Here is a 26,834-nt window from a genome sequence, read left to right as displayed (position 1 = left end):
GCCCGTCACCGTCAGCGCGATGAGCCTCCTTCGTCGAGCAGCAGCGCGGCGACCGCCTCGGGGGCCTCGTGCATGGCGTCGTGGCCGGTGGGGAGGTCGTGGACCTGCCACTCCGGGTCGGCGTCGACCCGGGCGCGGAGCTGGGCGAACGGCGTCCGGTCCGCCCACCCCGAGCAGTAGACGAACTCGCGTCGTGGGACCCGGGCTGCGGCGCCGGTGAGCCGGATCGTCTGCAGGAACGAGGCGAGGGGGTGGGGACGACGGCGGGGATCGCCGCCCTCCGGCGGCCGAACGGAATAGCCGGTGCCCGCAGCTCCCGCGGCGAACACCTTCCGGAAGTGCTCGTTCGTCGCCGACCAGCACGACTCGCCATCTAGCGGCACGTAGGCGTCGAGATGCACCCGTCGCGAGATCCGGCCGTCCGCGCGGTCCGCTGCGGCGGCGACCACCATTCCGGCGTAGCTGTGGCCGACAAGCGTCGCGTCGGCGACGTGGGCGCGGTCGAGGAGCCGCACCACGTCGTCGGCGTGCGTGTCGAGATTGGCGGTCGCGACTGTCGCATCGTCGTCGTCCGGCCGCAGACCGGTCAGGGTCAGCGCGTGCACGGTATGACCGGCCCGCTCCAGCAGCGGGACCACCGCTTCGAACGACCAGGAACCCTTCCAGGCGCCGGGCACAAGGACGTACGTCGTCATGCGCTTTTCCTCTCTTCAGCCTGGGCGTCGGGGCAGGCCACCCGATGCCGGGCGGTCGCGTCAGCACGGCCGCGGCTCACCGCCCGCAGGTAGTGTCGCCAGGTCAGGGAGTGGCTTACTACCGACAGGAAGCCAGTCGATGCCCGTTCCCCGCCAATCTCGTCCGGCCGCCGGAGTGACGTCGCACCTCTGGCCCTCGGGCGGCCGCCACCTCTGGCCGGCCGGGGGAACGAGCGCCGCGCAGACGCACGCCCGAGGGCATCTGGTGTACGCGGCCAGCGGCATCCTGGCCGTGCACACCGAACGCGGCGCGTCGATAGTTCCCGCGAACCGGGTCGCCTGGACCCCTGCGGAATTCACGCACGACCACCGGGCGCACGGCGCCACCGACATGCGGATCGTGTTCCTCGCACCCTCCCTCACCCGGTTTCTGCCGGAACGCCCCGCCGTGTTCCTGGCCTCGGACCTCGCCCGCGAGGTCCTGCTCGCCCTGACCGGCCCCGGCAACTACGACGACACGACGCCTGGCTACAGCCGCGCGGCGCGCTCCCGCCTGCTTCGAGTGCTCGTCGACGAACTCCGCGAGGCACCCGAACAGCCGCTGCACCTGCCGGAGCCGCGCGACGACCGCCTGCGGGCCATCGCCCGGCTGCTGTACGAGACGCCTGCCGACAACGCCACGCTTGCCGAACTCGGAAGGACGATCGGAGCGAGCACTCGTACCCTGAGTCGACTGTTCCACGACGAACTTGGCATGACCTTCTACGAGTGGCGGACGCAGCTGCGCGTCTACCACGCACTCGTGCTGCTGGCCGACGGTCGGGACACCACCCAGACGGCCTACGCGTGCGGTTGGGCCAATCCCAGCAGCTTCATCGCGGCGTTCAGCGCGATCATCGGAACGACGCCAGGTCGCTACCGGGCCGGCCGCACACCGTCACCCCGCCGGTGATCGCGTCCAGACGGTGATGTCGAGGTCGACGCGGAGCAAGCGTTCCAGGGATTGCCGACCGGGGCCGCCCGTCGGACGAGCAGCCCCGCCGAGCCTGTCGTCAGGCCGGCACGTGACCGGCCGTCCAGCACGCCGAGTGGCTGTGGCAGGCGACGTACGACGCGAGGGCATCGTGCAGCGCGGCCCGTCGCGTGGCCGAGAGGCCGGCAGCGATGTTGTCGAGCTGGTGCGGGTCGACGGTCCGGTCGTAGTACTCCCGTTCGCCGTTGGAGTACTCGACGTAGGTGTAGGTCGCGGTCCGCAGGGCCTCGTAGGTGACCGGGCTGCCGTTGCGGCGGTCCTGGGCGTCGGGGTCGTCGGCGGCCTGGTTGGGGCCGTGGTGTTCGATCAGCGCCCCGGTGCGCCAGTTCGGCGCTGCCTCGCCCTGCGCGAGCGGTAGCAGGTTGCGCCCGTCGACGTGCGTGCCGACGTCGGCGGCGGCGATGCGCTGGAAGGTCGGTGCCAGGTCGATGTTCTGCACGATCTCGGGGCGCTCCGATCCGGGGACGACGCCCGGCCCGGCGACGACGAGCGGCACCCGCACGTCGGTGTCGAAGGCGGTCTGCTTGCCGCCGGTCAACCGGTACTCGCCCATGTGGAAGCCGTTGTCGGAGCTGAACACGACATAGGTGTTGTCGGCGATTCCGCTGGTCGTGAGCTGGGCGCGTAGGTTGCCGATCAGCCGATCGACCGCCTGCACGGACTGGGCACGTTTGCGGAAGTTCGTGTCCAGGGTGCTCTTCTCCTGCGCGGTGAGTGGTCCGTTGCCGGCCAGCCAGGAGGGCGGGTTGGTGGGCAGCCGGTCGTACGCCGCGGTGCGCGGGGCGGTCAGCCCGGGGAAGTCGTCGAGGTCCTGGTTGGCCGGGGTGAACGGGCTGTGCGGGGCGAAGGTCGACACCTCCAGCAGGAAGGGCGTGTTGGCGGCCGCCGAGCGCTGGATGAAGTCCTTGCCCTTGCGGGACAGCACGTTGGTCAGGTAGTCGGCCGGTTGGCTGCCGTAGTGGACGACCGTGTGGTTCTCGTTGAGGTCGTAGTTGTACTCGGGGTACCCGTTGCCGGCCCCGTACCACTCCGACCAGCCCGGCGGGACGTACGGCAGCGCACCTCCCTGCGTGTCCGCCGGCAGGTAGCCGTTGAGGTACTTGCCCAGGAAGCCGGTCCGGTAGCCCTTGCCCTGCAACACCGTCGCGAAGGTGCGGTTCTCGTTGCCCCGGCCCTTGAAGACCGCGAAACCGCCGTCGGCCCCGCCGTTGGTGAACACACCCGTGTCGTGCGGGAACTGGCCGGTGAGGATCGACGAGCGGGACGGGCAGCACAGCGAGTCGGTGACCGTGTAGTTGGTGAAGGTGACCCCGTCGCTCTGCAGTTGTCGGACCTGCGGCAGGTACGGCACGAGGTTCCACGCGAGGTCGTCGACGAGGACGAAGATGATGTTGGGGGCGCTGGCGGTGGTCGCCGGGGCGGGCTCCGCGGCGCGTGCCGGTGCCCACGCGGCGAGCAGAGCCAGCCCGGCCACGACTGTGGTGGCGAGGAGGCGTCGCTGGGTGATAGCCATGTCGCCAAGACTGGTCGGAATTTGTCAGCATCTATTGAACAGGTGGTGATGATCCGATCAATGGCTCCTAGGCTCGTGCCCCGCCGTCGACGCGGAGCACGACGCCTGTCACGAACGACGAACGGTCGCTGAGAAGCCACGCGGCCGCCTCGGCGATCTCCTCGGGCTCGGCCTGGCGGGCCAGCGGTGTGGCCGCGATCAGGCGCTCCACCAGGCCGGGCGAGTTCTCCTGCCAACTGTCGATCATCTCGGTACGGGTGTTGCCCGGAGCGATCGCGTTGACCCGGATGCCCTCCGGGGCGAAGGTGATGGCCGCCGACTCGGTCAGGCTGTTCACCGCACGCTTCATCGCCCCGTACGCGGGCAGCGCCGGATTGCCAGTGAGGCTGCCGACGCTGGAGTTGTTGACGATCGCACCCTGGCCGGCGGTGGCCCGGATCGCCGCGACCTGGGCGATCATGGCCAGCCACACGCCCCGCAGGTTGACCTGGTAGAGCCGGTCGAAGTCGGCCAGGCTCACCCGGTCGACGGGCCCCGGTGGAGTGATGGTCGCGCCGTTGTTGAAGGCCACGTCGAGCCGTCCGTGCAGGGCGACGGCCCGGTCGACCGCAGCCCGAACGCTGTCCGGGTCGGCCAGGTCGCACAGCACGTGATCAGCCGTGCCGCCCGCCGCCCGGATCTCGTCGGTGACGGCTCGGAGCTGGGATTCCGTCCGGGCCGCCAGCAGCACGCGCGCCCCCTCGCGGGCGAAGAGCCGGGCCGCCGCGGCGCCGATGCCCCGTCCCGCCCCGCTGACGAACGCGACCTTGTCCTTGAGCAGTGGTGTCATGCGGCCAGCCTGCGTCCGGCGTCCGGATCGTAGCCAGGCATCGTCGATACCTGGCTGAGCCCGTTCGGCGGCGCACACTTGAGGGGTGAACCGACAGGAGTTGGCCCTCTTCCTGCGCAGCCGGCGCGAGCGGATCACCCCCGCCGAGGTGGGCCTGCCGGCCGGCACCAGGCGTCGCACGCCCGGGCTGCGCCGCGAGGAGGTGTCCCGGCTGGCGTTCATCTCCATCGAGTACTACACCCGTCTCGAACAGGCCCGCGCCCCGCACCCCTCGCCCGAGGTGCTGGCCGGCCTGGCCCGCGCGCTGCGCCTCTCCGACGCCGAGCGCGACCACCTGCACCACCTGGCCGGCAGGCCACCGGCCCCGCCCGCCGGGCCGCCGCGCGAGGTACGGCAGAGCATCCTCGACCTGATCGAGCGACTACCCCAGGCGGCCGCCCACGTGACGTCGGCCAGCTACGAGGTGATCGCCTGGAACGATCTCGCGGCGGCGTTGATGGAGGACTTCTCGGCGCTGCCCCGGCGTGACCGCAACCTGGTCCGCCGCGCCTTCCTCGGCCCGCACCCGGACGGTCGGGTGCTGTACGGGGTGTCCGACGTCGACGAGTTCGGTCGCGCTTCGGCTCGGCGGCTCCGGGCCACCGCCGCCCGCTATCCGGACGACCCCGAGGTGGCGGCGCTGGTCCGCGACCTGCTCGCGGGCAGCCAGCGGTTCCGGGACCTGTGGGAGTCGCACGACGTCGGCGACGAGCACACCCTGATCAAGACCTTCCAGCACCCGCTGGTCGGGCCGGTGACCGTGAACTGCGACGTCCTCGACATCGCCGACCGCGACCAGCGGCTCGTCATCTATACCGCGGTGCCGGGCTCACCCTCCGCGGAGGCGCTGCGTCTGCTCTCGGTGCTCGGCACCCAGCGCATGACTGTCAGCGCCACCGGGCACTGACCGTCCCGACGCCCGCTACCCGGTCCAGTGCTGCTGTTCGGGTGGTCGCGCCGGGTTGGTGGACCCGGGTGAATGAGCGTTCAAATTCGCCCGGAAATTGATCGCCGAGCGTGTTCTATCCGTGCGGATCCATGGGGCGTGGACACGCCCGCCCCCGGACGGAGGAATCGCATGATCAGCAAGTCCCGCTCCCGGGTCCGGGCGCTTGCGCTCGTCGGAACGGCCGGTGTGGTCGCGGCGCTCGGTCTGGTGGCCGGCCCGGCGTCGGCCGCCGAGGTGGCCGAGGGCGCGACCCTGGGCGCCGACGCCCGCCGGATCGACGTCCCCCGCATCGCCTCGGCGATCAGGCCTCCGGCCGGATCCCGCCCCGTCGGCGCGTACGTCGTCGCGCGGGGAACGCAGACCTATACGTGCACGGGTGGTGTGTTCACCGGCGCGTCCGTACCGGAGGCTCAGCTGATCGGCACGGGTGGCCGGGTCCACCACTTCAGGGGGCCGAGCTGGCAGTCCGAGCGCGACGGCTCGTCGGTCACGGCGAAGAAGACCGCGGAGAGCCCGCGCGCGGGGACGATCCCCGAGCTGTTGTTGACGGTGGACACCCGTTCCGGCAGCGGCAGTCTCGGCACCGTCGCGTACGTCAGCCGTCTGCTGACCTCGGGCGGCGTCGCGCCTAGCGGCGCCTGCACCGACGGCGCGACCGCGTCCGTGCCGTACGGCGCCCTCTATGTCTTCTGGGCGGCGAAGCGGTGACCGCGCCGTCCCGTCGGGGGCTCCCGCACGGGACCCGCGGTGCCTGGTCACCGGTTGCGGCGGTGGTGAACGATCAGCGCCGCACCGCAGAGCAGCGCGACCAGGCCGAACACCGAGCCGATCCACGGGTTGTCCAGGGCGTTCGAGAGCACGGCGTTGATCGCCGCGCTGACGAAGAGCGCCAGCCACAGCAGCGGACGTAGCAGGCCACCGGGCCGTTCCGGCGCGGTGGCGGGGGCCTGGGTGATGCGGTACGGGTCGGTCATGACTGTCTCCCTCGGTGAGCTTCGACGACACCATCGACGCTAGGTGGGCGACCCCGCGGAGACGATCCCGCCAGCGCGACGACAGGCGTACAGCAGGCTGTACTTTCCGCCGCGGACGCTGCCGGCCGTGCTCGCGGTGGCCTATGTTGGCCCGGGAGGTGGGCGGCGATGGCGTACGTGCGGGGCCGGGTGCGTGCCTCGGTCGACGCCCTCGAACACCTCGTCGGCGGGCTGGGCACCGCGCTGCTGGCGCTGGGCGCGCTGTTCTGGGTGGTGCTCGTGGCACTGACCTGCCTGGTCGGGGTGGGTCTGCGGCTGGCGCCTGGCGCGTTGCGGACGGTGCGCGCGGTGGCCGATCGGGAGCGCGCCCGGCTGTCCCGTCGGGGCACGACGATCCCGGTTCCCGGGCCGGTGCCGGAGGAGTTGCGGGAGGCGCTGCGCGACCCGTTCGTCCGCCGGGAGCTCGGCTGGGTCACGCTCCACTCGATCACCGGCCTGGTTTCCGGCCTGGTCGGCCTCACCCTGCCGATCAACGCGTTGCAGGACATCACGTTTCCGCTGTGGTATCGACTGGTTCCGCCCGAGACCGGCGCTCCGGGGATCGGCTGGTGGCGCATCGACGGACTGGCCGAGGCGCTCGTGGTCGGGTTGCTGGGGGTGGGCTGGCTGGTCGCCGCGGTCGCGTTCGGCCCGGCGCTGGCCCGCTTCCAGTCCTGGCCCGGCCGGTGGCTGCTGCCCCCGCCGCCGGGGGTCGACCTGTCGCTGCGGGTCGCCGCGCTGACCGCCACCCGGGCCGCGGCGCTGGACGCCCACGCCCTGGAGCTGCGCCGCATCGAGCGGTCGCTGCACGACGGCACCCAGAATCGGCTGGTCGCGGTCAACGTGCTGCTGGGCGCCGCGCGCCGGGCGGTACGGCGTGACCCGGACCGGGCCGACGAGATCCTCGGGCAGGCGCAGGACGCGGCGGAACAGGCGCTCGGCGAACTGCGTACGGTGGTGCGCGGCATCCTGCCGCCCGTGCTGGACGATCGGGGTCTCGCCGGAGCGCTGGCGGGCCTGGCCGGCAGTTGCGCGGTTCCGTGCCGGCTCGCCGTGGACGTGGCCGTCCGCTGCGCGGCGTCGGTCGAGGCCACCGCGTACTTCGTGGTGGCCGAGGCGCTGACGAACGTGGTCCGGCACAGCGGGGCGAGCCAGGTGGACGTCGCGGTGCGCCGCGAGCAGGGTCGGCTGCTGGTCACCATCGAGGACGACGGACGCGGCGACGCCGACGAGGCACGCGGCTCCGGGCTCACCGGCATCCGCCGGCGGGTCGAGGCGTACGACGGGCGAATGACGCTGACCAGCCCATCGGGAGGGCCGACGAGGATGCACGTGGAGCTGCCATGCGGATCGTGATCGCCGAGGACGACCCGCTGTTGCGGGAGGGGTTGGCGCTGCTGTTGCGGGCTGAGGAACTGGACGTGGTCGCCACGGCGGGCACTCCGGGAGAGTTCCTGGTCGCTGTCGACGAGCACGCGCCCGACGTGGCGATCGTGGACGTACGGATGCCGCCGACCCACACCGACGAGGGCATCGTGGCCGCGGTGGAGGCCCGGCGGCGCCAGCCCGGCCTCGCGGTGCTGGTCCTGTCGGCGTACGTGGAGCAGGCGTTCGCCACCGAACTGTTCTCGGTCGGCGCCGTCGGGCTCGGCTATCTGTTGAAGGAACGGGTGGGCCGGGTCGAGGAGTTCCTCGCCGCGCTGCGCCGCGTCGCGGCCGGCGGCAGCGTGATCGACCCGGAGGTGGTGGCGCAGTTGCTCGCCCGCAACCGCCGGCCGGACACGGCGTTGGCCGAGTTGTCGCCCCGCGAACGTGAGGTGCTGGGGCTGATGGCCGAAGGGCTCGGCAACACGGCGATCGCCGAGCGGCTGTTCGTCACCGACGGCGCGGTGCACAAGCACATCCGCAGCATCTTCGCGAAACTCCAGCTCCCACCCGACGACCGTGCCGACCGCCGGGTCACCGCGGTGCTGCGCTACCTGGACGGCGACCAGCGGTAGCGCCTGCTGTACCCGGACTGGGTAGCCCGTTGGATGGCCCACGTTCTCCCAGCTCAATAGCGTTTCTGGTGCGCGCGAATCCTGTCGCCGACTCGAAGAGAGGCCACCAGAATGCCCGAGTATCCGGGACCTACCAACGACGCCGTACGCGTCGAACACCTCACCCGGGTGTACGCGGCCGGCGGTAACCCGGTGACCGCGCTGGCCGGAATCGACGTCGGCTTCGGTCGCGGCACCTTCACGGCCGTGATGGGGCCCTCCGGCTCCGGCAAGAGCACGCTGTTGCAGACCGCTGCCGGACTCGACCGGCCCAGCTCCGGTCGTGTCCTGATCGGTGACACCGACCTGTCCGGGTTGTCGGAGACCCGTCTCACCGAGCTGCGGCGTACCCGCATCGGGTTCGTCTTCCAGGCGTTCAACCTGATCGGTGCCCTCACCGTCGAGGAGAACATCGTCCTGCCGCTGCGGCTGGCCGCAGTCCGTCCGGACCGCGCCTGGCTGGCCCGCGTGGTCGAGCGGGTCGGGCTCACCGACCGGCTGCGTCACCGGCCGGCCGCGCTCTCCGGCGGCCAGCAGCAGCGGGTGGCGATCGCCCGGGCGCTGGCCACCCGCCCCGAGGTGATCTTCTGTGACGAGCCCACCGGGGCCCTCGACACGCGGGCCGCGGCCGAGGTGCTGACGCTGTTGCGCGCGGTCGTCGACGACCACGGGCTGACCGTGGTGATGGTGACCCACGACCCGGTGGCCGCGTCGTACGCGGACCGGGTTCTCGTGCTGGCCGACGGTCGGATCGTCGCCGACCTGCCGCAGCTGGGGGCCGCCGGCATCGCCGAGCATCTGGCGTCGCTGGATCGGCGGGTCGCCCGATGACGGCGCTCGCCGCCCGGCTGCTGCGGCACCGCGCCGGCCCGGCAGCCGCCACGCTGCTCGCCCTGATCGCGGGGGTGCTGATCCTGGTCGCCATGGGCACGCTCGTCGAGTCGGGCCTGCGCTTCCGTCCGGAGCCCCGGCTGTGGGCGGCGGCCGATCTGGTCGTCGCCGACCGCACGGTCAGCCACACGTTCAAGGAGTTCGACGGGGAAACCACCACGAGCACCGTCGCGTTGCCCGAGGGCGGCACCGTGGACGCCGCCCTGGTGGACCGGATCCGGCGGCTGCCCGGCGTCACGACGGTGGCCGGCGACGAACGGGTGGAGATCGGTGCGCCGGCCGCCACGGGGCACGGCTGGGCCACGTACGCCTTTTCCGGTCGTCCGATCATCGCGGGCGCCGCGCCTCGGGCCGACGACGAGGTGCTGGCCGACTCCCGGCTCGGCGCGGCCCCGGGCGAGCGCGTCGACCTGGTCGTCAACGGGGTCAGCCGGTCGTACCGGGTGAGCGCGGTCGCCGACACCGGTACGACCGCTGTGTACTTCACCGACGCGCAGGCCGCGCGGTTGTCCGCACACCCGGGTCGGCTGGACGCGATCGGCGTACGACTCGCGCCCGGCGCCGATCGGGACGCGGTCCGCCAGCTCGCCTCGGCGGCCGGTGCCACGACGTACGTCGGGCCGGAGCGCGGCGCGGTCGAGCAGTCCGCGAACCTGGCCGCCCACGAGCTGCTGATCGAGGCGGGATCGGCGTTCGGCGGGTACGTCGTCCTGCTGATCGTCTTCGTGGTGGCCGGCACGATCGGTCTGTCCGTGCGGCACCGTCGCCGTGACCTGGCGTTGCTGCGTGCGGTCGCGGCCACGCCGGGCCAGATCCGCCGCCTGCTGATCGGCGAGGCCGCGCTGCTCGCCCTGGTCGCCTCAGTGGTGGGAGTGCCGGCAGGTGTGCTGGCGGCAAGGTGGGTGCAGGGCGAGCTGGTGGACCGCGGGTTCATCCCGGCCGGCTTCCCGATGACGGGCGGCCTGTTCGCCGTGCCGGCCGCCGTGGGTACGGCGGTGCTGGTGGCCGTGCTCGCCGCGCTGATCGCCGGCCGGCGGGTGGCCGGGATCAGACCGGTTGAGGCGCTCGGCGAGATCGCGGTGGAGCCTCGGCGCGGCGGCCGGGTGCGGCTGGTCGCCGGTGTGCTGACCCTCGCCGCGGCCGTCACCTCCGGCGGGTTCACGCTCGGCGGCACCGGGCCGACCGCCGCGCTGGCCGGCGCGGTAGGCATGCTCTACCTGTTCGTCATCGCGGTGGCGCTGCTCGCGCCGAGGATCAACGCGTACGCGGCCCGGCTGCTCACCCCGGTGCTGTCGCGGGTCTGGCGGGTCAGTGGCTACCTGGCCGCGGCCAACCTGCGGGCGAACGCACAGGGGATGGCGACCGTGCTGACCGCTCTCGTGCTCGCGGTCGGGTTCGGCGGTTCGGTCTGGTTCCTGCAGACGAATCAGGAACGGCAGACCATTGCGCAGAGCGCTGCGGGCACGCTCGCCGAGCGGGTGCTGGTCGCGCCGGGTGGGCTGTCGCCCGACGCGGCGCGGGAGGTCCGCGAGTTGACCGGCGTGCGGGCGGCCACCGGGGTACGCCGTACGCAGGTGGTGGTGCGGTCGTTCGACGGGATCGCGCCGGTCGCCGCGCAGGCGGTCGACCCGGCGGGGATCACCTCCACCATGGACCTCGCGGTGCGCGAGGGTGACCTGGCCGACCTGGGCGCGGGCACTGTCGCGCTGTCCGCGACGCAGGCGTCGGTGTCCGGTTGGCACGTCGGCGACCAGGCGGACCTGTGGCTGGGCGATGGCACGCCGAGCAGGTTGACCGTCGTCGCGATCTACGGCCGTGGCCTCGGCTTCGGTGACGTCACGCTGGCCGCGCAGACGGTCGCCGGGCACACCGCCGGGGTCACCGACGACGAGATCCTGGTCCGCGCCGGCCCGGACGCCGATGCCGCGCTGGCCGCCTGGTCGGCCCGGCACCCGGGCAGTGCGGTGCTCGACGCCGCGACCCGTACGCGTCTGATCGGCACCGATCTGGCGCTGAGCGCCTGGCTGAACCGGCTGCTGATCGGAGTGATGGTGGGGTACGCGGCGCTGGCGGCGGCCACCACGATGGTGCTGGCCGCGCTGGCCCGGCGTCGCGAGTTGGCGCTGCTGCGGCTGGTCGGGGTCACCCGCCGGCAGATCCGGAGGATGGTCCACGCCGAACAGGCCGGGCTGCTCGGTACGGCGGTGCTGATCGGCGCGACGATAGCGGCGCTGACCCTGGGTGCGCTCGTCAACGCGCTGACCGGCAGCCCGATCCCGTACGTGCCGCCGCTCGGCGGGGCGGCGGTGCTCGGCGGCGCGACGGTGCTGGCCCTGGCGACCACTGTGTGGCCGGTCCGGCGACTGCTCCGGGTCCCGCCGATCGACGACATCGGCACGCGGGAGTAGGGCCGCGTGACTCCGGGGCGGGTTCGGCGTCATGCCGAACCCGCCCCGGAGTCGTCAGGCGGTGGAGGTCAGCGGCGCAGGGTGAGCAGGCCCGGTCGGTACGGCAGGAGGCCGTAGTCGCCGCCGGAGGACGGGGATCGGCCCTGGTAGAGCAGTTGCAGGTTGCAGGGGTCGACGGTGAAGGTCTGGTCGGCGCTGGTGCGGATCAGCTCGCCGTGGCTGATGTCGTTGGTCCAGGTGGCGCCGCTGTTGGCTTTGCCGGCGAAGGGGTTGCTCTCGGTGGCGGCCTGGGGGGTCCAGGTGCCGCCGAGGCTGGTGGCGGTGAAGGAGCGGAAGTAGCGGCCCTGCGAGCCGATGGCCTCGACGAGCATGAGGTAGCGGTTCTGGTTTTGGAGCTTGTAGACCTGCACGGCTTCGAACAGGTTGTTCGTGGAGTCGCTCATGATGGTGGTGTAGGTGCTGCCGAAGTTGCCGGGGAAGTTACCGATCGGCATGCTGGCGCGGTAGATCTTGCCGTTGTCGCCGGCGAAGAACAGGTACATGGTGGTGCTGTCGGCGATGAGGGTCTGGTCGATGGGGCCGGTGCCGGAGCCGGAGATGCTGCCGGTGAACAGGGTCTGCGCCGCGGACCAGCCGTTGGGGTTGGTCGGGTCGGTGGAGGTGCGGTAGGAGAACGCGGTACCGCCCCACTGGTAGGCCAGGACCCAGATGTTGCGGGGCGCGAAGTAGAACAGGGTCGGTGCGACGGTGGCGTTGTTCATGGTGTTCTGACTGGCCGAGGCCATGTCGGACCAGTTGGTGAACAGGCCGAAGTTCATCGAGCCCCAGCGGGTGCCGGTGTCATGGGTGGTCGCGTAGACCAACTGCCGGCCGTTGTACGGGGCGACGGTGAAGTCCTTGAGTGACACCCAGCCCGACTTGGGCTGCGCCAACGCGCCGGTCGACGACCACCGGTACGACGACGGCAGATCACACGTGGTCGGCGGCGGGGTCGTGGGTGGCGGTGTCGTCGGCGGTGGGGTGGTGGGCGGTGGGGTCGTCGGCGGCGCGGGCGTGTCGGTCACCGGTGGCGTCGGCGTGGTCCCGCCGGTGCAGGTCACGCCGTTCAGGGCGAAGCTCGTCGGAGCCGGGTTGCTGCTCGTCCACGACCCGTTGAAGCCGAACGACACCGTGCCGTTGGTCGCGACCGATCCGTTGTAGCTCACGTTGCGCGCGGTCACCGCCGCACCGCTCTGCGTCAGCTCCGTGTTCCACGACTGCGTCACCGTCTGGCCGGCCCCGTACGACCACGTCAACGTCCAACCGCTCAACGGATCACCGAGGTTCGTGATCGTCACGTTGGCGCCGAACCCGCCCTGCCACTGCGACGACACGGCATAGTTCACCGAGCAGCCCGCTGCGGCGGCGCCGGCCGGCATCGCCACGACGACCGTGGCCGACGCCAGCAATGCGACACCTGCCGAGACGAGGCCGACATTGGTCGGTCTAAATATGGTCATCTAGCACCCTCCTGACGGGATGGCGGCCTCCACATTCGTGGGAGTCATTGTTAGGTGAGCGTTAACAGCCGCGTCGCGTATGTTACGGGAGCGCTCCCAAACCATCAACCTCGATGCCTTGAAGGCGTCTGACGGTCAGCGCGAGCCCTCCGAGCAGGCCGAGATGGCCGTCCCGGTGCGCTGCACCCAGGGGACGGCGAGGCGCCACAACGATCGCGATGTTATCGATAACAGAGCCGGTCACCGGCTGAGGACGCGTTCTGCCGGGGGCCCCGTCACTCCAATTCGTACTCCAGCATGAGGACACCGGTGCTGGTCGGCGTGCAGTCGACCAGCCGCAGACGTCGCGGCCGGTCGGCCTGGCGGAAGAGCCGCTTGCCGGTGCCGAGCAGCAGCGGGTGCAGGAACAGGCGGTACCCGTCGATCAGGTCGTGCGCGATGAGTTCCTGCACGAGCACCCCGCTGCCCAGCACGACGATGACGCCGTCGCCCCGCGACTTCAGGTCCGTGACCGCCGACACGAGATCTCCGTCGAGGCGTCGGGCGTTCGACCAGGTGAGATCGGTCAGCGTGCGGGTGGCGACGTACTTGGGAGTCGCGTTGAGGTGGGCGGCCATCGGGTTGTCGTCGGGCTGGCTCGGCCAGTAACCGGTCATCTTCTCGTACGTCCGGCGACCGAAGAGGTACGCCGTTGTCGACCGGAGCCCCTGCACGGCGGCGGTCGCCTGGGTCTCGTCGAAGAACGGTGCCGCCCAGCCGCCGTGCTCGAACCCGCCGTCACGATCCTCGTCGGGTGATCCCAGCCCTTGCATGACCCCGTCGAGCGTCACGAACTCGACGACAACCAGTTTCCGCATGACCGCACCCTTCGACCCGGCGGGCGACCCGGCGTCCCGCTGCCGTTCCCAACGAGCGGGCCCGGCCGGATCGAGCGGGTCCACCTCGCGATCCGGGCGAGCGTACTCGCGAACGGTCCGGGCGAGGGCCCGTCATCCGACGGCGACCGGCCGTGCGTCAGAGCCAGACCACGATCCCGGTCAGGTCGTTGAGCACGGCGGCCACGCCCGCCCTGATGGCTGCCGCGCAGCGCTCGGCCGTGAACGAGCCCGCGTCGTACGACGAGGACATGCCGAGCCCTTCGCCCCGGTACGACGCTCCGTCCCAGTCGACGGCCGTGACGTTGTGGGTCGGCTCGGCCAGTTCGGCGCCCACCACCAGGAACTTCTCGTCCAGGTGGTTCGGGGTGACAAGCGCGAGGGCGTCGATGAGCTCGTTGCCGGCGCTGACGATGAGGTCGGGGCCCATCGCCATGGCCCTGGTGATGCTGGGGACGGCGTCGTGCGTGTTGCTGACGACGACAGTCCTCAGATCGACGTGCTCGTCGTCGGCCCAGTCCCGCACCGCCGTCACCAGGGCCTTGGTCGGCGCGTCCGTGCCGGCGGTCAGCAGCACCACCCGGTAGTCCTTCGACGGGTGCACGTCGGCCCACGATCCGGGCCGTGGCGTGATGGTCGCCTCCGGCGCTGGCGTCGTGGCGGGGTCGACGAATCCCGGACTGAGCGAGCCGACGGCGCTGGGCGCGGGGTGCGGCTGGGACCAGTCGTCGCCGGAGTCGCAGGCGGAAAGGAGCGCGGCGGTCGCGGCCAGCAGGGCGACGGCCCGAAGCGGGGGGCGCAAGGTGGTCGTCCTTTCGGGTGGGGGCGGGAAGTGCGCGTACGCCTCGTATTCCTATCCCAGATCCGGCCGCCGATAATCCGTGGCCGGTCGCCGCAGTCGTTTGTTCTCCATCGGTTCGTCGGTGGGCGGGTTGGTGTTCACCCACGAGGTGCAGCGTGCACTGGCCAACCGAGGGAGTCGCATGCTGGGGCACATTCGCCGTACCGTTGTCGTCGCCGTTGTCGCATTTGCTGCGGCGGTGTTCCCGTTCCTGGGTGGCGGAACGGCCTTCGCGCACGGCTTCTCATCGACGGTGTACGCGAAAATTACCGCCGGAGACGAGGGTCACATTCGCTCCGAGGTGGAGCTCGAATATGACCTTCTGGTCGTGTCGGCAGCCGATTCCGGTGACGATGATCCGCTGTTCCGGGTGGGGAACGCCGCCTTCGAGGCGGGGGACTCCGCGGCGCAGGCCGCAGCGTTGAAGGCCCACGCCCCAACGGTCCTGCGCTATGTCGCCGACCGTTTCTCGGTGAGCGCGCGAGGTGCTGCCTGTCAGCCGACAGTGGTACGCGACGCCACGATCGGTGCTCGTGAGGGGGTGCCGTACGCGGACCTGCTGCTGGACTGGACCTGTCCCGAGCGGGTCGATGAGCACGAGGTGCGCAGCGGTCTCTTCCCGGACGACGAGGCGTACGTCAAGGACACCAAGACGATCGTCACCTACGAGATCGACGGCCGTTCGGGCAGCGCCGCGCTGGACGCCGCCAACCCGTCCTTCTCGACGGCGCAGACCGCCTACCAGCGGTTCGGCGAGTTCTTCCTGCTGGGGGCCGAGCACCTGCTGTCCGGCATCGACCACATCCTCTTCCTGGTGGCGCTCATCGCCGGGTCGCGACGTCTGCGGGAGATCGTGCTCGCGGCCACCAGTTTCACCCTGGCGCACTCGGTGACGTTCCTGCTCGCCGCCCTCGGCCTGGTCGACGTGCCGGCGCGGGTCGTGGAGCCGGTCATCGCGCTGTCGATCGCGGTCGTGGCCGGCTGGCACCTGTGGGGGATCTGGCGGCGCGGTGACCACGCAGGCGATCTGGAGACGGCCGGGCGCGGTCACTTCAGCCTGGACCGTCGGGGCTGGATCCGCCTCGGGGTCGTCTTCTGCTTCGGCCTCGTGCACGGGCTGGGCTTCGCGGGCGCGTTGGGCATCGACGAGGCGTGGTCGTGGACGCTGCTGTGGTCGCTGCTGGTGTTCAACGTCGGTATCGAGGTCGTTCAGTTGACGATTATCGCCGCCGTCTTCCCGCTGCTGTTCGTGCTGCGCCGGCGTGCGCCGAAAGCCGGTCTGTGGGTGACCGGTGCTGTTTCGGCGACAGTGTCCATCATGGGGCTGATCTGGTTTGTTCAGCGTGTGACCGGATCGTGAGTACGGCTAACCAGTCCGCGAAGTGCAGCCATTCGCAAGATCACGTTCATGGCGGGTTCATCGGCCAACGAAAGTTTGGATCTGCTTCCCCGGTGTCGGGTGAAGAACAATCCATTTCTCTATTCGAAAAGGGAACAATGTCGATGACATTGAGCACCTCGACACGGGCCCCCGGGCTCGTGCGGCGGCGCGTTGTCGCCGGGGTCGTAGCCGGATTCCTGGGAATGGGCGCGGCCCTCGGTAGCGGTCTGCTGACCGCCGCCAGCGCCGCCGACCCCACCACGGTGTCCGGCATCGTCCTCGGCGTCGGCGCCAACGAGACCCAGCGCATCGTGTCCTGGTACTCCTCCGCCGACACCGCCCAGAAGATCCAGCTCGCCCCGACCGCCGAGCTCGTCAACGGCGAGTTCCCGGCCAGCGCCGTCAGCTTCGACGCCGTCGGCGCGGCGAACACCTCCACGACCGGCTTCAACCGCCACGCCACCATCAGCAACCTGCGCGAGAACACCGCGTACTCGTACCGGGTCGGCGCCGAGGGCAGCTGGTCCCCGGCGTACGCCTTCCGGACGCAGGACTTCGAGGGCGACTACGACTTCCTGTTCTTCGGTGACCCGCAGATCGGCTCCTCCGGCGACCGGCTCAAGGACCAGGCCGGCTGGGAGGAGACCCTGAAGGTCGCCACCGCCGCCAACCCGAACGCCGAGCTGCTGGTCTCCGCCGGTGACCACGTGGAGAGCGCCAACGACGAGGGTCAGTGGACCTCGTTCCTGGCCCCCGACCAGCTGCGTCAGGTCCCCCTCGTCGCCACCATCGGCAACCACGACGTCGGCGGCAAGTCCTACGAGCAGCACCACTTCACCCCGAACACCGACCGCTCGGCCCAGTACTACAGCGGGGACCAGGCGACCCGGTCCGGTGGCGACTACTGGTTCATCCACAAGGACGTGCTGTTCATCGACCTGAACAGCAACAGCTACGTCAACCCGGCGGACGGCTCGGCCGGCGGCGACGCCGCGCACGTCGCGTACGTCACCGACGTCATCAAGAAGCACGGCTCCGAGGCCAAGTGGAAGGTGCTGGTCTACCACCACTCGATCTACTCCCCGGCCAGCCACGCGACCGACAGCGACAACAAGCAGCGGCGGGAAGACTTCACCACTGCCTTCTCCAACCTCGGCGTCGACATGGTGCTGCAGGGCCACGACCACAGCTACTCGCGCAGCTACTCGATCAAGAACGGCCAGAAGGAGAACCCGGCTGAGAAGCCCGGTGCTCCCGAGGTCTACCCCGGCCCGGGCGGCGTCATCTACGTGACCGCCAACTCGGCGTCCGGCTCGAAGTACTACGACATCAAGAAGCCGGACGACAGTGGCACCGGCATCCGGGGCAACGGCCCGGACCCGCTGGACCCGGCCAAGTACTGGTACAACTCGTCGCAGAACCAGGAGCATGTCCGCAGCTACGTCAAGGTGCAGGTGCGCGGCGACAAGCTGGTCCTGGCGAACGTCCGCAGCGGCACCTGCGCGGCCCCGAACGCGGCAGTGGAGAAGGGCCTCTCCTGCGTCAACACCCCGGACGGGCAGCCGGTCGGCTCGGTCACCGACAAGGTGACGGTGCACCCGTACCACGGTGACGGTCAGGCCATCCAGGTCAACGTTCCCAACCCGGCCCCGGGCGAGTTCGGCTGGACGATCGACGGCTACAACGGTCTGGTCGACCTGGGCACCGCGCAGGAGCGCGACGGCACCTACTTCGAGGCGACCGGCAAGATCAACCCGATCCTCGTGTCGGACAGCCGCCGCTCGCTCGCCCCGTGGTCGATCTCGGCCAGCGTCGGCGACTTCTCCGACGCCGACAAGACGTTCTCCGGCTCGTACCTGGGCTGGACCCCGTACGTCCTGGACGCCGGCGCGGGCGCCGAGGCCGGCGCTTCAGTCCTGTCGTCCCTCGACGACCAGGGCAAGGGCCTCTCGGTCTCCAACGGGCTGGGCGCTGCGGTTCAGGGTCACCCCCGGGGCGGCGCCAAGCTCGGTGCCGACCTGGACCTGAAGATCCCGGACAGCATCGCGAAGGGCAGCTACCGCACCACCCTCACGATCACTGCGCTGAGCAGCTGAAAAGAACCTGTTCCACCGGGCGGGGTAGGCACCTTCGGGTGCCTGCCCCGCCACCGGTTCGCCCACTCCCAAGATCACCTCAAGGATCCGACATGCAACCGTCCGTACCGCGCTGGAAGACACTCGTTCGCACCACCGCGCTGTCCCTGCTAGCCGTCGTCGCGGCGGCCGGCGTCGGCGCCGGCCCCGCCGTGGCGGCCGACGGCAACGTCGCCTGGACGGTCCGGACGGCCTCCAACAGCTACGGCGAAGCCCGGTCCAGCTACAGCTACAACGTCAACCCCGGTGGGACCGTCGAGGACGCCATGGTGGTGGCCAACCGCGGCCCGGCGCCGCTGACCCTGGCCGTGTACGCCGCCGACGGCTTCACCACCGCCGCCGGACAGCTCGACCTGCTCACCGGGGACAAGAAGTCCGTGGCGGTCGGCGCCTGGGTCAAGGCCAGCGCCGGCAGCGTCGTGATCCAGCCCGGAAAGACCGCACAGGTCCCCTTCACGATCACCGTTCCCGCCAACGCCACGCCCGGTGACCACGTGGGCGGCATCCTCACCGCGCTGACGCAGGCCGACCAGGCCGAGGGCATCAACGTGGACCGCCGCCTCGGCATCCGCATCACGCTGCGGGTCGGTGGCGAGCTGAAGCCGAACCTCGCGATCGAGAACCTCCACGTGACGTACGACGGGACGTCCAACCCGTTCGCCAAGGGTGCCGCCACCGTCGCTTACACGATCCACAACACCGGCAACGCCGCCCTGTCCGGCCAGCAGGCCGTCTCGGTCTCGGGCCCGTTCGGCGTACTGCGGGCGCGGGCCGGTGACATCGCCGCGCCGCCGCAGCTGCTGCCGGGCGAGAGCTGGGACGTGCGCGTGCCCGTCCGCGGTGTCGCTCCCGCCGTCCGGCTCGCGGCGACCGCCACCGTCACGCCGCTGCTCACCGACGCGTCGGGCTCCACCACCTCGCTCAAGCCGGTCGAGGCCACCGCGCACGGTTGGGCCCTGCCGTGGATGGTCGTTTTGGCGCTCGTCGTGCTGATCGCCGTGGTCGTCGGGGCGTCCCTGTACCGCCGCCGCAACCGGGCGCGGCGCAAGGCTCGCGAGGACGCCCGGGTGCGCGACGCGGTCGCGCAGGCCCTCGGCGGTCGGGAGCCGCAGACGTCCTGAACGCGTCGCCGGTGTCGCCTGACTCCGGCCACGCCCCGGGCCACACCGACGGCCGTCGCCCTTGTGGGTGAACGGCACCCGGCACCGGGCCGGGCCCGCCCCCGAGACGGCATGCTGCGACGGTGACGCCGGCCCGGAGAGGAAGCCCACATGGTTGACGCGGACGTGCCAGAGCGGATGCAGGCTGCGGCGCTGGACGAGTTCGGCGGACCGGAGGTGATCACCCTGCGGAAACTGCCGGTGCCCGAGGCCGCCGCCGACGAGGTGCTGATCAAGGTCCTGAGCGCCGGCGTGGGCGTGTGGGACGCGTACGAGCGGCAGGGCGTGCTGGTGCCCGAGGGCACCGAGTTTCCGATCGTGCCCGGCTCGGACGGCGCCGGAACCGTCATCGCGGCCGGCAGCCGGGTGACCGATCTCGCGGTGGGTGACCTGGTCTACGTCTCCGCCACCACCCGGCCGAAGGGCGGCTTCTACGCCGAGTACGCGGCCGTCAAGGCCGAGTACGCCGCGAAGCTGCCCGACGGTGTGCCGGCCGAGCACGCCGGTGCGATGCCGACCGACGCGTTGACCGCGCTGGCCGGGCTGGACGCGCTCAGCCTGCCGGCGGGCGCCTGGCTGTTGATCTTCGGTGCGAGCGGTGGGCAGGGCCACCTGGCCGTGCAGTTGGCCAAGCGACAGGGCCTCAACGTGATCGCGGTGGCCTCCGGCAGCGACGGGGTCGCGCTGGTGACCCGCCTCGGCGCCGACGTGTCTCTCGACGGCCACGCCGACCCCGCCGAGGTGCTCGCGACGATCCGGGACGCGGCTCCGGGGGGAGTGGGCGGCATCCTGGCGATGGCCGGCGGGAAGACACTGGACCGGCTCGCCGAGACGCTGTCCGACGGAGGGGTCGTCGCGTACGCCCACGGGGTGCGGCCGGAACCGCGCGAACGGTCCGGCGTGTCGGTCCGGGCGTACGACGGTGTGGCCAACCGCGGACAGTTGCAGCGCCTCAACGACCTCATCGAGGCCGGGCCGTTCGTGGTGCACGTCGCCGAGACGTTCCCACTGGGCAAGGTGCGGGAGGCGCACAAGCGCCTGGAGACCTCCTACCTGGGCAAGCTGCTGCTGACGATCGCCTGAGGCGTCAGCCGACGCGCTGTTGCGGCACGCGTACCGAAGCCATGCCGGCCGCCGTCGCGGCCTGGATGCCCAGGTCGGTGTCCTCGAAGACCAGGCAGGAGCCCGGGGGTACGCCGAGCTGCCGCGCCGCGAGCAGGAACGCCTCCGGGTCGGGCTTGGCCCGCGTGTAGTCCTCGGCGCACACCAGCACGTCGAAGCGGTCCAGCAGACCGAGCGCGTCGAGGGAGGCGGTGACCGTGGCGCGGGTGCTGCCGGAGACGACGGCGAACGGCACGCGGCGGTGCGCGTCGTGGATGTGCGCCACCACCTCGGGCACGGCGGTGACCTGCGGCAGCAACTCCTGGAAGATGCGCTCGCGGTTCTCGACGACTGTCGCCACCGGCATCGCCAGCCCGTGCCGCTCGTTCAGCGCGACGACGATGTCGGCGGTGGGCCGGCCGCCCCAGGCGTAGAAGAGATCCTCCGGGAACTCACAGCCCCACTCGTCGAGCGCCCGCTGCCACGCCACGTAGTGCAGCGGCATCGAGTCGACGATGGTGCCGTCGCAGTCGAACAGGTACGCGGCGAACTCACCGGGCGGCAGAGGCAGGGTCATCGGGGCAGGTTACAGCGGGAGCCCGCTCAGTCCTCGCTAACGGATGCCAACCGGCGCAGCAGGTGCGCCCGTTCCGGCTCGGTGCCGACCAGCGCCAACGCGTCCCGGTACGCCGCCGCGGCCTCATCGCGGCGACCCAGCCGGCGCAGCAGGTCCGCCCTGGTCGCGGGGTACAGGTGATAGCCCCGCAGACGTGGATCGCCGGCCAACCCGTCCAGCAGCGCGAGCCCGGCGTCCGGCCCGTCTCGCATGGCCACGGCGGCGGCCCGGTTCAGCGCCACGACGGGGGAGGGGACCATGCCGAGCAGCACGTCGTAGAGCGCCACCACCTGGGGCCAGTCGGTGCCGGCCACGTCGGCGGCCTCGTCGTGCAGGGCGGCGATGGCGGCCTGCACGCCGTACGGTCCGGGCGCCGGGCCGGTCAACGCGACCACCACCAGCGCGCGGCCCTCGTCGATCATCGCGTGGTCCCACCGTGCGCGGTCCTGGTCGTCGAGGAGGACCACCGCGCCGTCCGGCCCGCTCCGGGCCGCGCGCCGGGCGTGGATCAGCAGCAGCAACCCGAGCAGGCCGGCGACCTCCCGCTCGCCGGGCAGCAGCCGGCGCAGGATCCGGGCCAGCCGGATGGCCTCCTCGGCGAGGTCGGTCCGCTGGAGATCAGGTCCGGAACTGGCGGCGTACCCCTCGGTGAAGACCGAGTAGACGGCCTGGAGCACCGTGGGTAGGCGCGCGGGCAACTCGTCGACGCCGGGCACCCGGAACGGGATGCGGGCGTCGCGGATCTTCCGTTTGGCCCGGACGAGTCGCTGGGCCATTGTCGCGTGCGGCACCAGGAAGGCCCGCGCGACCTCCGCCGTGGTGAGCCCGGCGAGGAAGCGCAGGGTGAGCGCGCCGCGGTCCTGCGCGGGCAGGGCGGGGTGGGCGCAGGTGAAGAAGAGCGCCAACCGGTCGTCGGGCAGATCCGGGTCCGCGTCGGCGGGCGGCGCGGGGTCGGCCCGCTCGGCCTCCGCCTGGAGTACGGCCAGCCGGGTGGCCAGCACGCGGTCGCGGCGCAGCCGGTCGACGGCCCGACGGCGGGCCGTGGTGAGCAGCCAGGCACCGGGCCGGCTCGGGACGCCGTCGACCGGCCAGTGCACCAGCGCCGCCTCGATCGCCTCGGAGGCGACCTCCTCGGCCAGGTCGAGGTCGCCGAAGCGGTGTACGAGCGAGGCGAGCAGCCGGCCGTGCTCCTCCCGGAACACCGCCTCCACCGAACCGGCTGCCGCCTCCGCGCCCGCCACCGTCAGACCTCGACCTCGATCTCGGCGACCGGCCGCACCTGCACCGAGCCGGCTCCGGTGGCCCCGGGGCTGCGGGCCGCCCAGTCCAGCGCGACGTCGAGGTTCGGCACGTCGATGATGTCGTAGCCGCCGAGCACCTCGCGGGTCTCGGCGAACGGCCCGTCGGTGATCGCGCGTTCGCCGTCCGGGCCGACGCGTACGGTCGTGCAGGTGGTCAGGTCCTGCAACGGATGCCCGGAGACCCAGATACCGGCGTCCTTCATCTCCCGGTCGTAGCGCACCCAGTCCTCGAAGGTGCACCCGTTGCCGGCCTCCCCGTCGGTCGGGGTGCTCATGAACAGCAGCATGTACTTCACGTCTCGACTCCTCTCGGTGCGGCGGGGTCGCCGTACAGCATGACGACGAACGAGTGCCCGGGATGTCGACACGGGTCTGGAACTTTTCCGCGGCTCAGGGGCGCACGTGTCGCGCCGGTTCGACAGGTTCGCCACGTCGGTCGATCCGCCGCTCGTACCAGGTTACGGCGATCAGAAGCAGGGTGAGCAGGGTCAACTCGGCCAGCGCGGGCAGCGGCCGCGCGATCGGCAGCAGGAGCAGCGGCAGCAGCGCGGCGACACCCTGCCCCGGGTGTACGGCATGAAGGGTGAGCCGGCGGAAGACCAGCCGTCCGAGCAGGTAGAGGGTGGCGCCCCCGTATAGGGCGGTGGCCGAGGGCCAGCTCAACCGGGCGGTGTGCGACGGCTCCTCGGCGAGCTGGCCGAGCACCTGCTCGATGCCGAGCGCGACGTAGATGGCACCGATGATCATGGGTGCGTGCGCGAGGCCGTACGCGTCGCCGGCCACGTGGGAGCGCCGTTCGTCGGGAACGCGCAGGACGGACTGCCGGGCGGCGGGCGCCAATCGGTCGAAGTACAGCCACCAGAGGCAGATGGTGACGACGAGGCCGAGCAGCGCCGCGATCAGGCTGGCCCCGGTCGGCGCCGTCATCCTCGGTCCGGTGCCGGCGGCGATCAACGCCTCGCCCAGGGCGATGATGAGCACCAGTCCGAACCGTTCGGTGAAGTGGTCCAGGCTGCGCAGCGGCCACGGGCCGTAGATGGAGGCGACGCGGGAACCGCCGATGTCCACCAGGAGCGCGACAGTCCAGAGCACGGTCTGGGCGACGCCACCGAGCAGCGCGCCGACGATGAGCGGGAGCCAGGCAGCCGTCACCGGCACGACGAAGAACCGCAGGGTCGAGCGCAGCGGCGGATCGTCGACGCTCGCCCAGAACAGCACCACGAGCTGCACCGCCCGGGTGACCAGGTAGGCGAGCGCGAGGGTGAGCGGCGGGTCGGCGGATCCCGGTCCCTGCCGCCAGGCGTCGGGCAGCACCAGAGCGGCCACGAATATCGCGGCCATCGCCAGCAGGGTGGCCGCGCGGGCCGGGCCGACGTCCGCCCGGACCAGGTTCCCCAACCAGAGGTACGGACCCCAGGAGTAGATCAACAACAGCAGGAGTAGCAGCCCCTGGCCCAGGGTGAGCGCGCTCGGCGGCTGCGCCATGAACGCGATGACCCGGGTGAGCGCGAAGACGAAGACCAGGTCGAAGAAGATCTCGAACATCGTCGTCCGGTGCGCGTCACCGGCGGGGATCGGACGAATCCTCTTCATCCAGGCATTCTGCGCCCTCCGCGCAGCACGTCGGGTCTCCCCGTCGCAACGAGGAGACCCGAGCGCCGCGTCAGGCTGGGGCGTCCGTCCGGCGCCGGGTCCGCTCGGCCCGCCGCCGCATCTGCTGGTACGCCCCGGTCAGCCCCATCGCCCGGCGTACCTCCGTCAGGGTCTGGCGTACCTCCTGCCGGGTCCGCTCGGTGCCCTCGACGATCAGCCGGTCGACAAGCCCCCGGTCGGCCTCGATCGCGGCCCGGCGCTCCCGGATCGGCGCCAGGAACGTCTCCAGCGCGACGACCAGCCGCTCCTTGACCTCCACGTCACCCACCTGCCCGGCCCGGTAACGGTCGGCCAGGTCGGCCACCTCGGCAGGGTCCGGGTTGAACACCTCGTGGTACGCGAAGACCGGGTTGCCCTCCACGGTCCCCGGCACGTCGGCCCGCACCCGGTTCGGGTCGGTGTACATCCCGCGCACCTTGCGGCGCACCGTGGCCGCGTCGTCGGACAGGGCGATCGTGTTGCCCCGGCTCTTGCTCATCTTGGCCGTGCCGTCGGTGCCCACCAGGCTGGGCGTGTCCGCGGGGATCAGCTCGGGCACCGGGAACACCGGCCCGTACAGGTGGTTGAAGCGGCGGGCGATCTCCCGGGTCACCTCGACGTGCGCGGCGTTGTCCCGGCCGACCGGGACCACCTCCCCCTTCACGCACAGGATGTCCGCGGCCTGGAGCACCGGATAACCGAGCAGCCCGTACGGCATCTCCTCCTTGCCCGCGTCGCGGGCCATGTCCTTCAACGAGGGCACCCGTTCCAGCCGGGGCACGGTCACCAGGTTCTGCAGCAGGGTGTTGAGGTCGCCGACCTCCGGAATGGCCGACTGGAGGTAGAACGTGGCCCGCGCCGGGTCGACGCCGGCGGCGAGGATGTCGGTCACCATCTCGCGGGCATTGGCGGAGACCTGGTCGATGTCCTCCCGCCGGTTGCGGGTGGTCAACATGTGCAGGTCAGCGATGATGAAGAAGCTCTCGTAGCGCTGGTGCAGGCGCACCCGGTTGGCGATGCTGCCGACGTAGTGGCCGAGGTGCAGGCGACCGGTGGGCCGGTCGCCGGTGAGCATGCGTGCGATGGACATGGCGAGGTGCCTCTCGTGCGGGTGGGCGGATCACGCGTGGGCGCGCGCCGAGCGGGCCGGGCAGGCCCCCCCGGTCAGCGGAAACAGGGCTCAGCGAGCCGTCCGCCATCGCGCGCCGGCGCGATACCGCAAACCACCGGCACGAAGTACGTCCAGGAAGTGCTCACGGCCGTCGCCGGAGCTGGTCGGGACAGTGGGCACGACACCGCGCGGCAGGCCGTCGACCACATCGACCGCCTCCGCCACGCAACTGCCCGTCCGGACCACGGCCTCACCTTACCCGGGGTGTCGCTCCCGGGGCGGCAGGTGACGGTCCGTGTAGTACCTGCCGACGCGGTCCCGGTACTCCGGGTTGGCCGACTCCGGGTCGTACGGCGGCACGTCCTTGATCTCCTGCCGCGTCCGGTCGACGTGTACGACACGGTCCAGGTGATCGACCCGCTCCACCGTGCCGGCGGGCAGCAGCACCTTCTGGCCGAGGATCCACGGGCCGGTGTCCACCACCAGGTATCCGGCGTCCGCGTCGTCGCTCGCCTCGTCGATCGTGCCGATGCGCCCGTCGTTGGCCTGGACGTGGTAGCCGACGAGGTCCACCGGAGTGCCGGGGCCGGGGGCGTCCGGGCCGTCGTGCGTACCGGCCGGACCGTCCGGCCCAGCAGCCGAGGGGGTGGTCTGCGTGTATCCGCCGGCCAGGGCGGACGGATCGCGCCAGGCCCAGGGATTGAAGATCGACTGTCGCACGGGGCACCTCCGGGGGACTGTCCTTCGCTGTCCTCCTTCGCAGTGCCCGGCACGGCCTGGCCGGAAACGGATCGCCTGAGGCGCCGATCCCGGCCGGCGGCGCGGTCCGGAGGTCGCGCCCGTCGCGTCCGTGGCCAGCTCGCGGATCGACTGCGCTGGCATACTCGGCTGCCATGGTGCTGTCGCGAGGGTGGGCTCTCTTCCTGGTCGGGGTCGGGATCTGGACCTGGGTGATCTGGCCGAGGTTCGCCGTCGCCATCTGGCAGGACCCGCGATCCTGGGCCTCCGGCACGGTGGCCGACGGTGCCGCCACCGGCTTCCTGTGGGTGCACGCCCTGTTGATCGCGGCTTCCCTGGCCATCGGGACCACCGTCGGCGTGCTCGGCATCCGTGCCTGGTTCGCCGCCCGCCGACGCCGGGCGTCCTGACCCCCCGGCCGCTGCTCGGCCCGGCACTCGGTGGGTTGATCCGACCCGGAGGGGATCAGTGTGACGCGCGACGCTACCCGCCGATTTGACGATCAAACCCACGGACGCGTAACTTTCTCTCTGCCAGCGCGGAACGGGGCAAACAGGGCGAAAGACCTGGAGCACCGGATCGGGCAGGTAACCGGGTCAGGCAGGGGTTCGCCTCTGCGGGACACGGTTCGGGCGGGGCTCACCGGATCAGCCGCGAGGCGGATTTGGTGCAGCGGAACCGACCGGGTAAGGTTCACGACCGGCAGGGAACCGGGCGAGACTGCGGGACACCGCAGCGGCCGGCCTGCCAAATCCGACGACCTGACGCAGCGGTTCGCTGCTGCGTGAGTGCGCCGGGACCAACCCGTACGAAGCATGACAGACCGGGACACACGGTTTGACACGGCGAAGACGGTGAGGTAACGTAGTAAAAGTGCCCGGCGCGAGAGCGACGGGGACGCGGAACGAAAAGCCCCGGGATGGTGGCCCACTGGTTGGGTCTTCGGATCGGTGTGTGGTTGTTCTTTGAGAACTCAACAGGGTGCTTGTAAAGCCAGTGCCAATTATGATTTATACCCCGGACTGGTCGAATCTT

At 71.3% G+C, this 26,834-nt stretch carries 25 protein-coding genes; 12 read left to right on the top strand and 13 right to left on the bottom strand.

The genetic code is table 11. The annotated features are described in order from the left end of the window. Positions 1 to 11: 11 nt before the first annotated feature. Positions 12 to 695, bottom strand: a complete 684-nt coding sequence (locus AB0B39_RS27455) for an alpha/beta hydrolase family protein (RefSeq protein WP_357575765.1) — start codon at positions 693 to 695, stop codon at positions 12 to 14. A gap of 175 nt (positions 696 to 870) precedes the next feature. Between AB0B39_RS27455 and AB0B39_RS27450 the strand changes: the two genes are divergently transcribed. Then, positions 871 to 1,647, top strand: coding sequence for a helix-turn-helix transcriptional regulator (locus tag AB0B39_RS27450; RefSeq protein WP_357575764.1), 777 nt, complete (start codon positions 871 to 873; stop codon positions 1,645 to 1,647). 100 nt (positions 1,648 to 1,747) lie between these two features. Here the strand turns inward: AB0B39_RS27450 and AB0B39_RS27445 are convergent, their stop codons facing one another. Then, complete coding sequence (locus tag AB0B39_RS27445) at positions 1,748 to 3,241, bottom strand: sulfatase (RefSeq protein WP_357491987.1); 1,494 nt, start codon at positions 3,239 to 3,241, stop codon at positions 1,748 to 1,750. A 67-nt stretch (positions 3,242 to 3,308) separates the two neighbouring features. Then, the gene (locus AB0B39_RS27440) at positions 3,309 to 4,070 is read right to left on the bottom strand and encodes a glucose 1-dehydrogenase (RefSeq protein ID WP_357491989.1); all 762 of its coding nucleotides are present in this window, start codon (positions 4,068 to 4,070) and stop codon (positions 3,309 to 3,311) included. Between the two features lie 85 nt (positions 4,071 to 4,155). Here AB0B39_RS27440 and AB0B39_RS27435 point away from each other — a divergent pair, with 85 nt between their 5' ends. Next, positions 4,156 to 5,016: a helix-turn-helix transcriptional regulator gene (locus AB0B39_RS27435; RefSeq protein WP_357575763.1), complete on the top strand. Its 861-nt coding sequence runs from the start codon at positions 4,156 to 4,158 to the stop codon at positions 5,014 to 5,016. A gap of 171 nt (positions 5,017 to 5,187) precedes the next feature. Then, positions 5,188 to 5,766, top strand: coding sequence for a DUF3455 domain-containing protein (locus AB0B39_RS27430; protein WP_357575762.1), 579 nt, complete (start codon positions 5,188 to 5,190; stop codon positions 5,764 to 5,766). A gap of 47 nt (positions 5,767 to 5,813) precedes the next feature. Here AB0B39_RS27430 and AB0B39_RS27425 read toward each other — a convergent pair whose 3' ends face one another. Next, positions 5,814 to 6,032, bottom strand: a complete 219-nt coding sequence (locus AB0B39_RS27425; protein ID WP_357491995.1) for a hypothetical protein — start codon at positions 6,030 to 6,032, stop codon at positions 5,814 to 5,816. Between the two features lie 168 nt (positions 6,033 to 6,200). Between AB0B39_RS27425 and AB0B39_RS27420 the strand changes: the two genes are divergently transcribed. From AB0B39_RS27420 to AB0B39_RS27405, 4 genes are all read left to right on the top strand, one after another. Then, positions 6,201 to 7,427, top strand: coding sequence for a sensor domain-containing protein (locus AB0B39_RS27420; RefSeq protein WP_357575761.1), 1,227 nt, complete (start codon positions 6,201 to 6,203; stop codon positions 7,425 to 7,427). Beyond that, complete coding sequence (locus tag AB0B39_RS27415) at positions 7,415 to 8,071, top strand: response regulator transcription factor (RefSeq protein ID WP_357491998.1); 657 nt, start codon at positions 7,415 to 7,417, stop codon at positions 8,069 to 8,071. The genes AB0B39_RS27420 and AB0B39_RS27415 overlap by 13 nt, the downstream gene beginning before the upstream one ends. A gap of 111 nt (positions 8,072 to 8,182) precedes the next feature. After that, entirely contained in the window at positions 8,183 to 8,941 is a 759-nt protein-coding gene (locus AB0B39_RS27410) for an ABC transporter ATP-binding protein (RefSeq protein ID WP_357575760.1), read from the top strand. Further along, positions 8,938 to 11,409, top strand: coding sequence for an ABC transporter permease (locus AB0B39_RS27405; RefSeq protein ID WP_357575759.1), 2,472 nt, complete (start codon positions 8,938 to 8,940; stop codon positions 11,407 to 11,409). Before AB0B39_RS27410 ends, AB0B39_RS27405 begins: the two co-directional genes overlap by 4 nt. 68 nt (positions 11,410 to 11,477) lie before the next feature. Here AB0B39_RS27405 and AB0B39_RS27400 read toward each other — a convergent pair whose 3' ends face one another. The 3 genes from AB0B39_RS27400 to AB0B39_RS27390 form a co-directional block, all read right to left on the bottom strand. After that, entirely contained in the window at positions 11,478 to 12,908 is a 1,431-nt protein-coding gene (locus tag AB0B39_RS27400; protein WP_357575758.1) for a non-reducing end alpha-L-arabinofuranosidase family hydrolase, read from the bottom strand. 275 nt (positions 12,909 to 13,183) lie between these two features. Then, positions 13,184 to 13,765: a dihydrofolate reductase family protein gene (locus AB0B39_RS27395; protein WP_357575757.1), complete on the bottom strand. Its 582-nt coding sequence runs from the start codon at positions 13,763 to 13,765 to the stop codon at positions 13,184 to 13,186. Positions 13,766 to 13,922: 157 nt separating this feature from the next. Then, the gene (locus AB0B39_RS27390; RefSeq protein ID WP_357492002.1) at positions 13,923 to 14,585 is read right to left on the bottom strand and encodes a hypothetical protein; all 663 of its coding nucleotides are present in this window, start codon (positions 14,583 to 14,585) and stop codon (positions 13,923 to 13,925) included. 181 nt (positions 14,586 to 14,766) lie between these two features. On the opposite strand from AB0B39_RS27390, the gene AB0B39_RS27385 reads away from it, so the two are divergent. The 4 genes from AB0B39_RS27385 to AB0B39_RS27370 all read left to right on the top strand — a co-directional run bounded on the left by AB0B39_RS27385 (position 14,767) and on the right by AB0B39_RS27370 (position 20,383). Then, the gene (locus tag AB0B39_RS27385) at positions 14,767 to 15,984 is read left to right on the top strand and encodes a HupE/UreJ family protein (RefSeq protein ID WP_357575756.1); all 1,218 of its coding nucleotides are present in this window, start codon (positions 14,767 to 14,769) and stop codon (positions 15,982 to 15,984) included. Positions 15,985 to 16,127: 143 nt separating this feature from the next. Continuing rightward, positions 16,128 to 18,101: a metallophosphoesterase family protein gene (locus AB0B39_RS27380; RefSeq protein WP_357575755.1), complete on the top strand. Its 1,974-nt coding sequence runs from the start codon at positions 16,128 to 16,130 to the stop codon at positions 18,099 to 18,101. A 92-nt stretch (positions 18,102 to 18,193) separates the two neighbouring features. Then, positions 18,194 to 19,261 carry a DUF916 domain-containing protein gene (locus tag AB0B39_RS27375; RefSeq protein ID WP_357492005.1) on the top strand — a complete coding sequence of 356 codons (1,068 nt, stop codon included), beginning with the start codon at positions 18,194 to 18,196 and terminating at the stop codon, positions 19,259 to 19,261. A 150-nt stretch (positions 19,262 to 19,411) separates the two neighbouring features. Then, the gene (locus AB0B39_RS27370; protein WP_357575754.1) at positions 19,412 to 20,383 is read left to right on the top strand and encodes an NADP-dependent oxidoreductase; all 972 of its coding nucleotides are present in this window, start codon (positions 19,412 to 19,414) and stop codon (positions 20,381 to 20,383) included. 4 nt (positions 20,384 to 20,387) lie between these two features. On the opposite strand, the gene AB0B39_RS27365 is transcribed toward AB0B39_RS27370, so the two are convergent. From AB0B39_RS27365 to AB0B39_RS27340, 6 genes are all read right to left on the bottom strand, one after another. Next, positions 20,388 to 20,978, bottom strand: a complete 591-nt coding sequence (locus AB0B39_RS27365; RefSeq protein ID WP_234591184.1) for an HAD-IA family hydrolase — start codon at positions 20,976 to 20,978, stop codon at positions 20,388 to 20,390. Between the two features lie 26 nt (positions 20,979 to 21,004). Continuing rightward, positions 21,005 to 22,258 (bottom strand): sigma-70 family RNA polymerase sigma factor, encoded by a 1,254-nt coding sequence (locus AB0B39_RS27360; protein WP_357492009.1) that lies wholly within the window; start codon positions 22,256 to 22,258, stop codon positions 21,005 to 21,007. Positions 22,259 to 22,260: 2 nt separating this feature from the next. Next, complete coding sequence (locus tag AB0B39_RS27355) at positions 22,261 to 22,605, bottom strand: YciI family protein (RefSeq protein ID WP_234591204.1); 345 nt, start codon at positions 22,603 to 22,605, stop codon at positions 22,261 to 22,263. Positions 22,606 to 22,708: 103 nt separating this feature from the next. Then, positions 22,709 to 23,911, bottom strand: a complete 1,203-nt coding sequence (locus AB0B39_RS27350) for a low temperature requirement protein A (protein WP_357575753.1) — start codon at positions 23,909 to 23,911, stop codon at positions 22,709 to 22,711. 70 nt (positions 23,912 to 23,981) lie between these two features. Further along, positions 23,982 to 25,040: a tryptophan--tRNA ligase gene (gene trpS / locus AB0B39_RS27345; RefSeq protein WP_357575752.1), complete on the bottom strand. Its 1,059-nt coding sequence runs from the start codon at positions 25,038 to 25,040 to the stop codon at positions 23,982 to 23,984. A 276-nt stretch (positions 25,041 to 25,316) separates the two neighbouring features. Beyond that, positions 25,317 to 25,781 carry a PRC-barrel domain-containing protein gene (locus AB0B39_RS27340; RefSeq protein WP_357575751.1) on the bottom strand — a complete coding sequence of 155 codons (465 nt, stop codon included), beginning with the start codon at positions 25,779 to 25,781 and terminating at the stop codon, positions 25,317 to 25,319. A 173-nt stretch (positions 25,782 to 25,954) separates the two neighbouring features. Between AB0B39_RS27340 and AB0B39_RS27335 the strand changes: the two genes are divergently transcribed. Then, positions 25,955 to 26,209, top strand: a complete 255-nt coding sequence (locus tag AB0B39_RS27335; protein ID WP_357575750.1) for a hypothetical protein — start codon at positions 25,955 to 25,957, stop codon at positions 26,207 to 26,209. The last annotated feature ends 625 nt before the right edge of the window (positions 26,210 to 26,834 follow it).

The sequence above is a fragment of the Micromonospora sp. NPDC049114 genome, from assembly GCF_040648635.1.
Lineage (GTDB): Bacteria > Actinomycetota > Actinomycetes > Mycobacteriales > Micromonosporaceae > Micromonospora.
The sequence above is the reverse complement of the archived record's forward strand: the minus strand, read 5'-3'. Positions and strand labels throughout refer to the sequence as shown.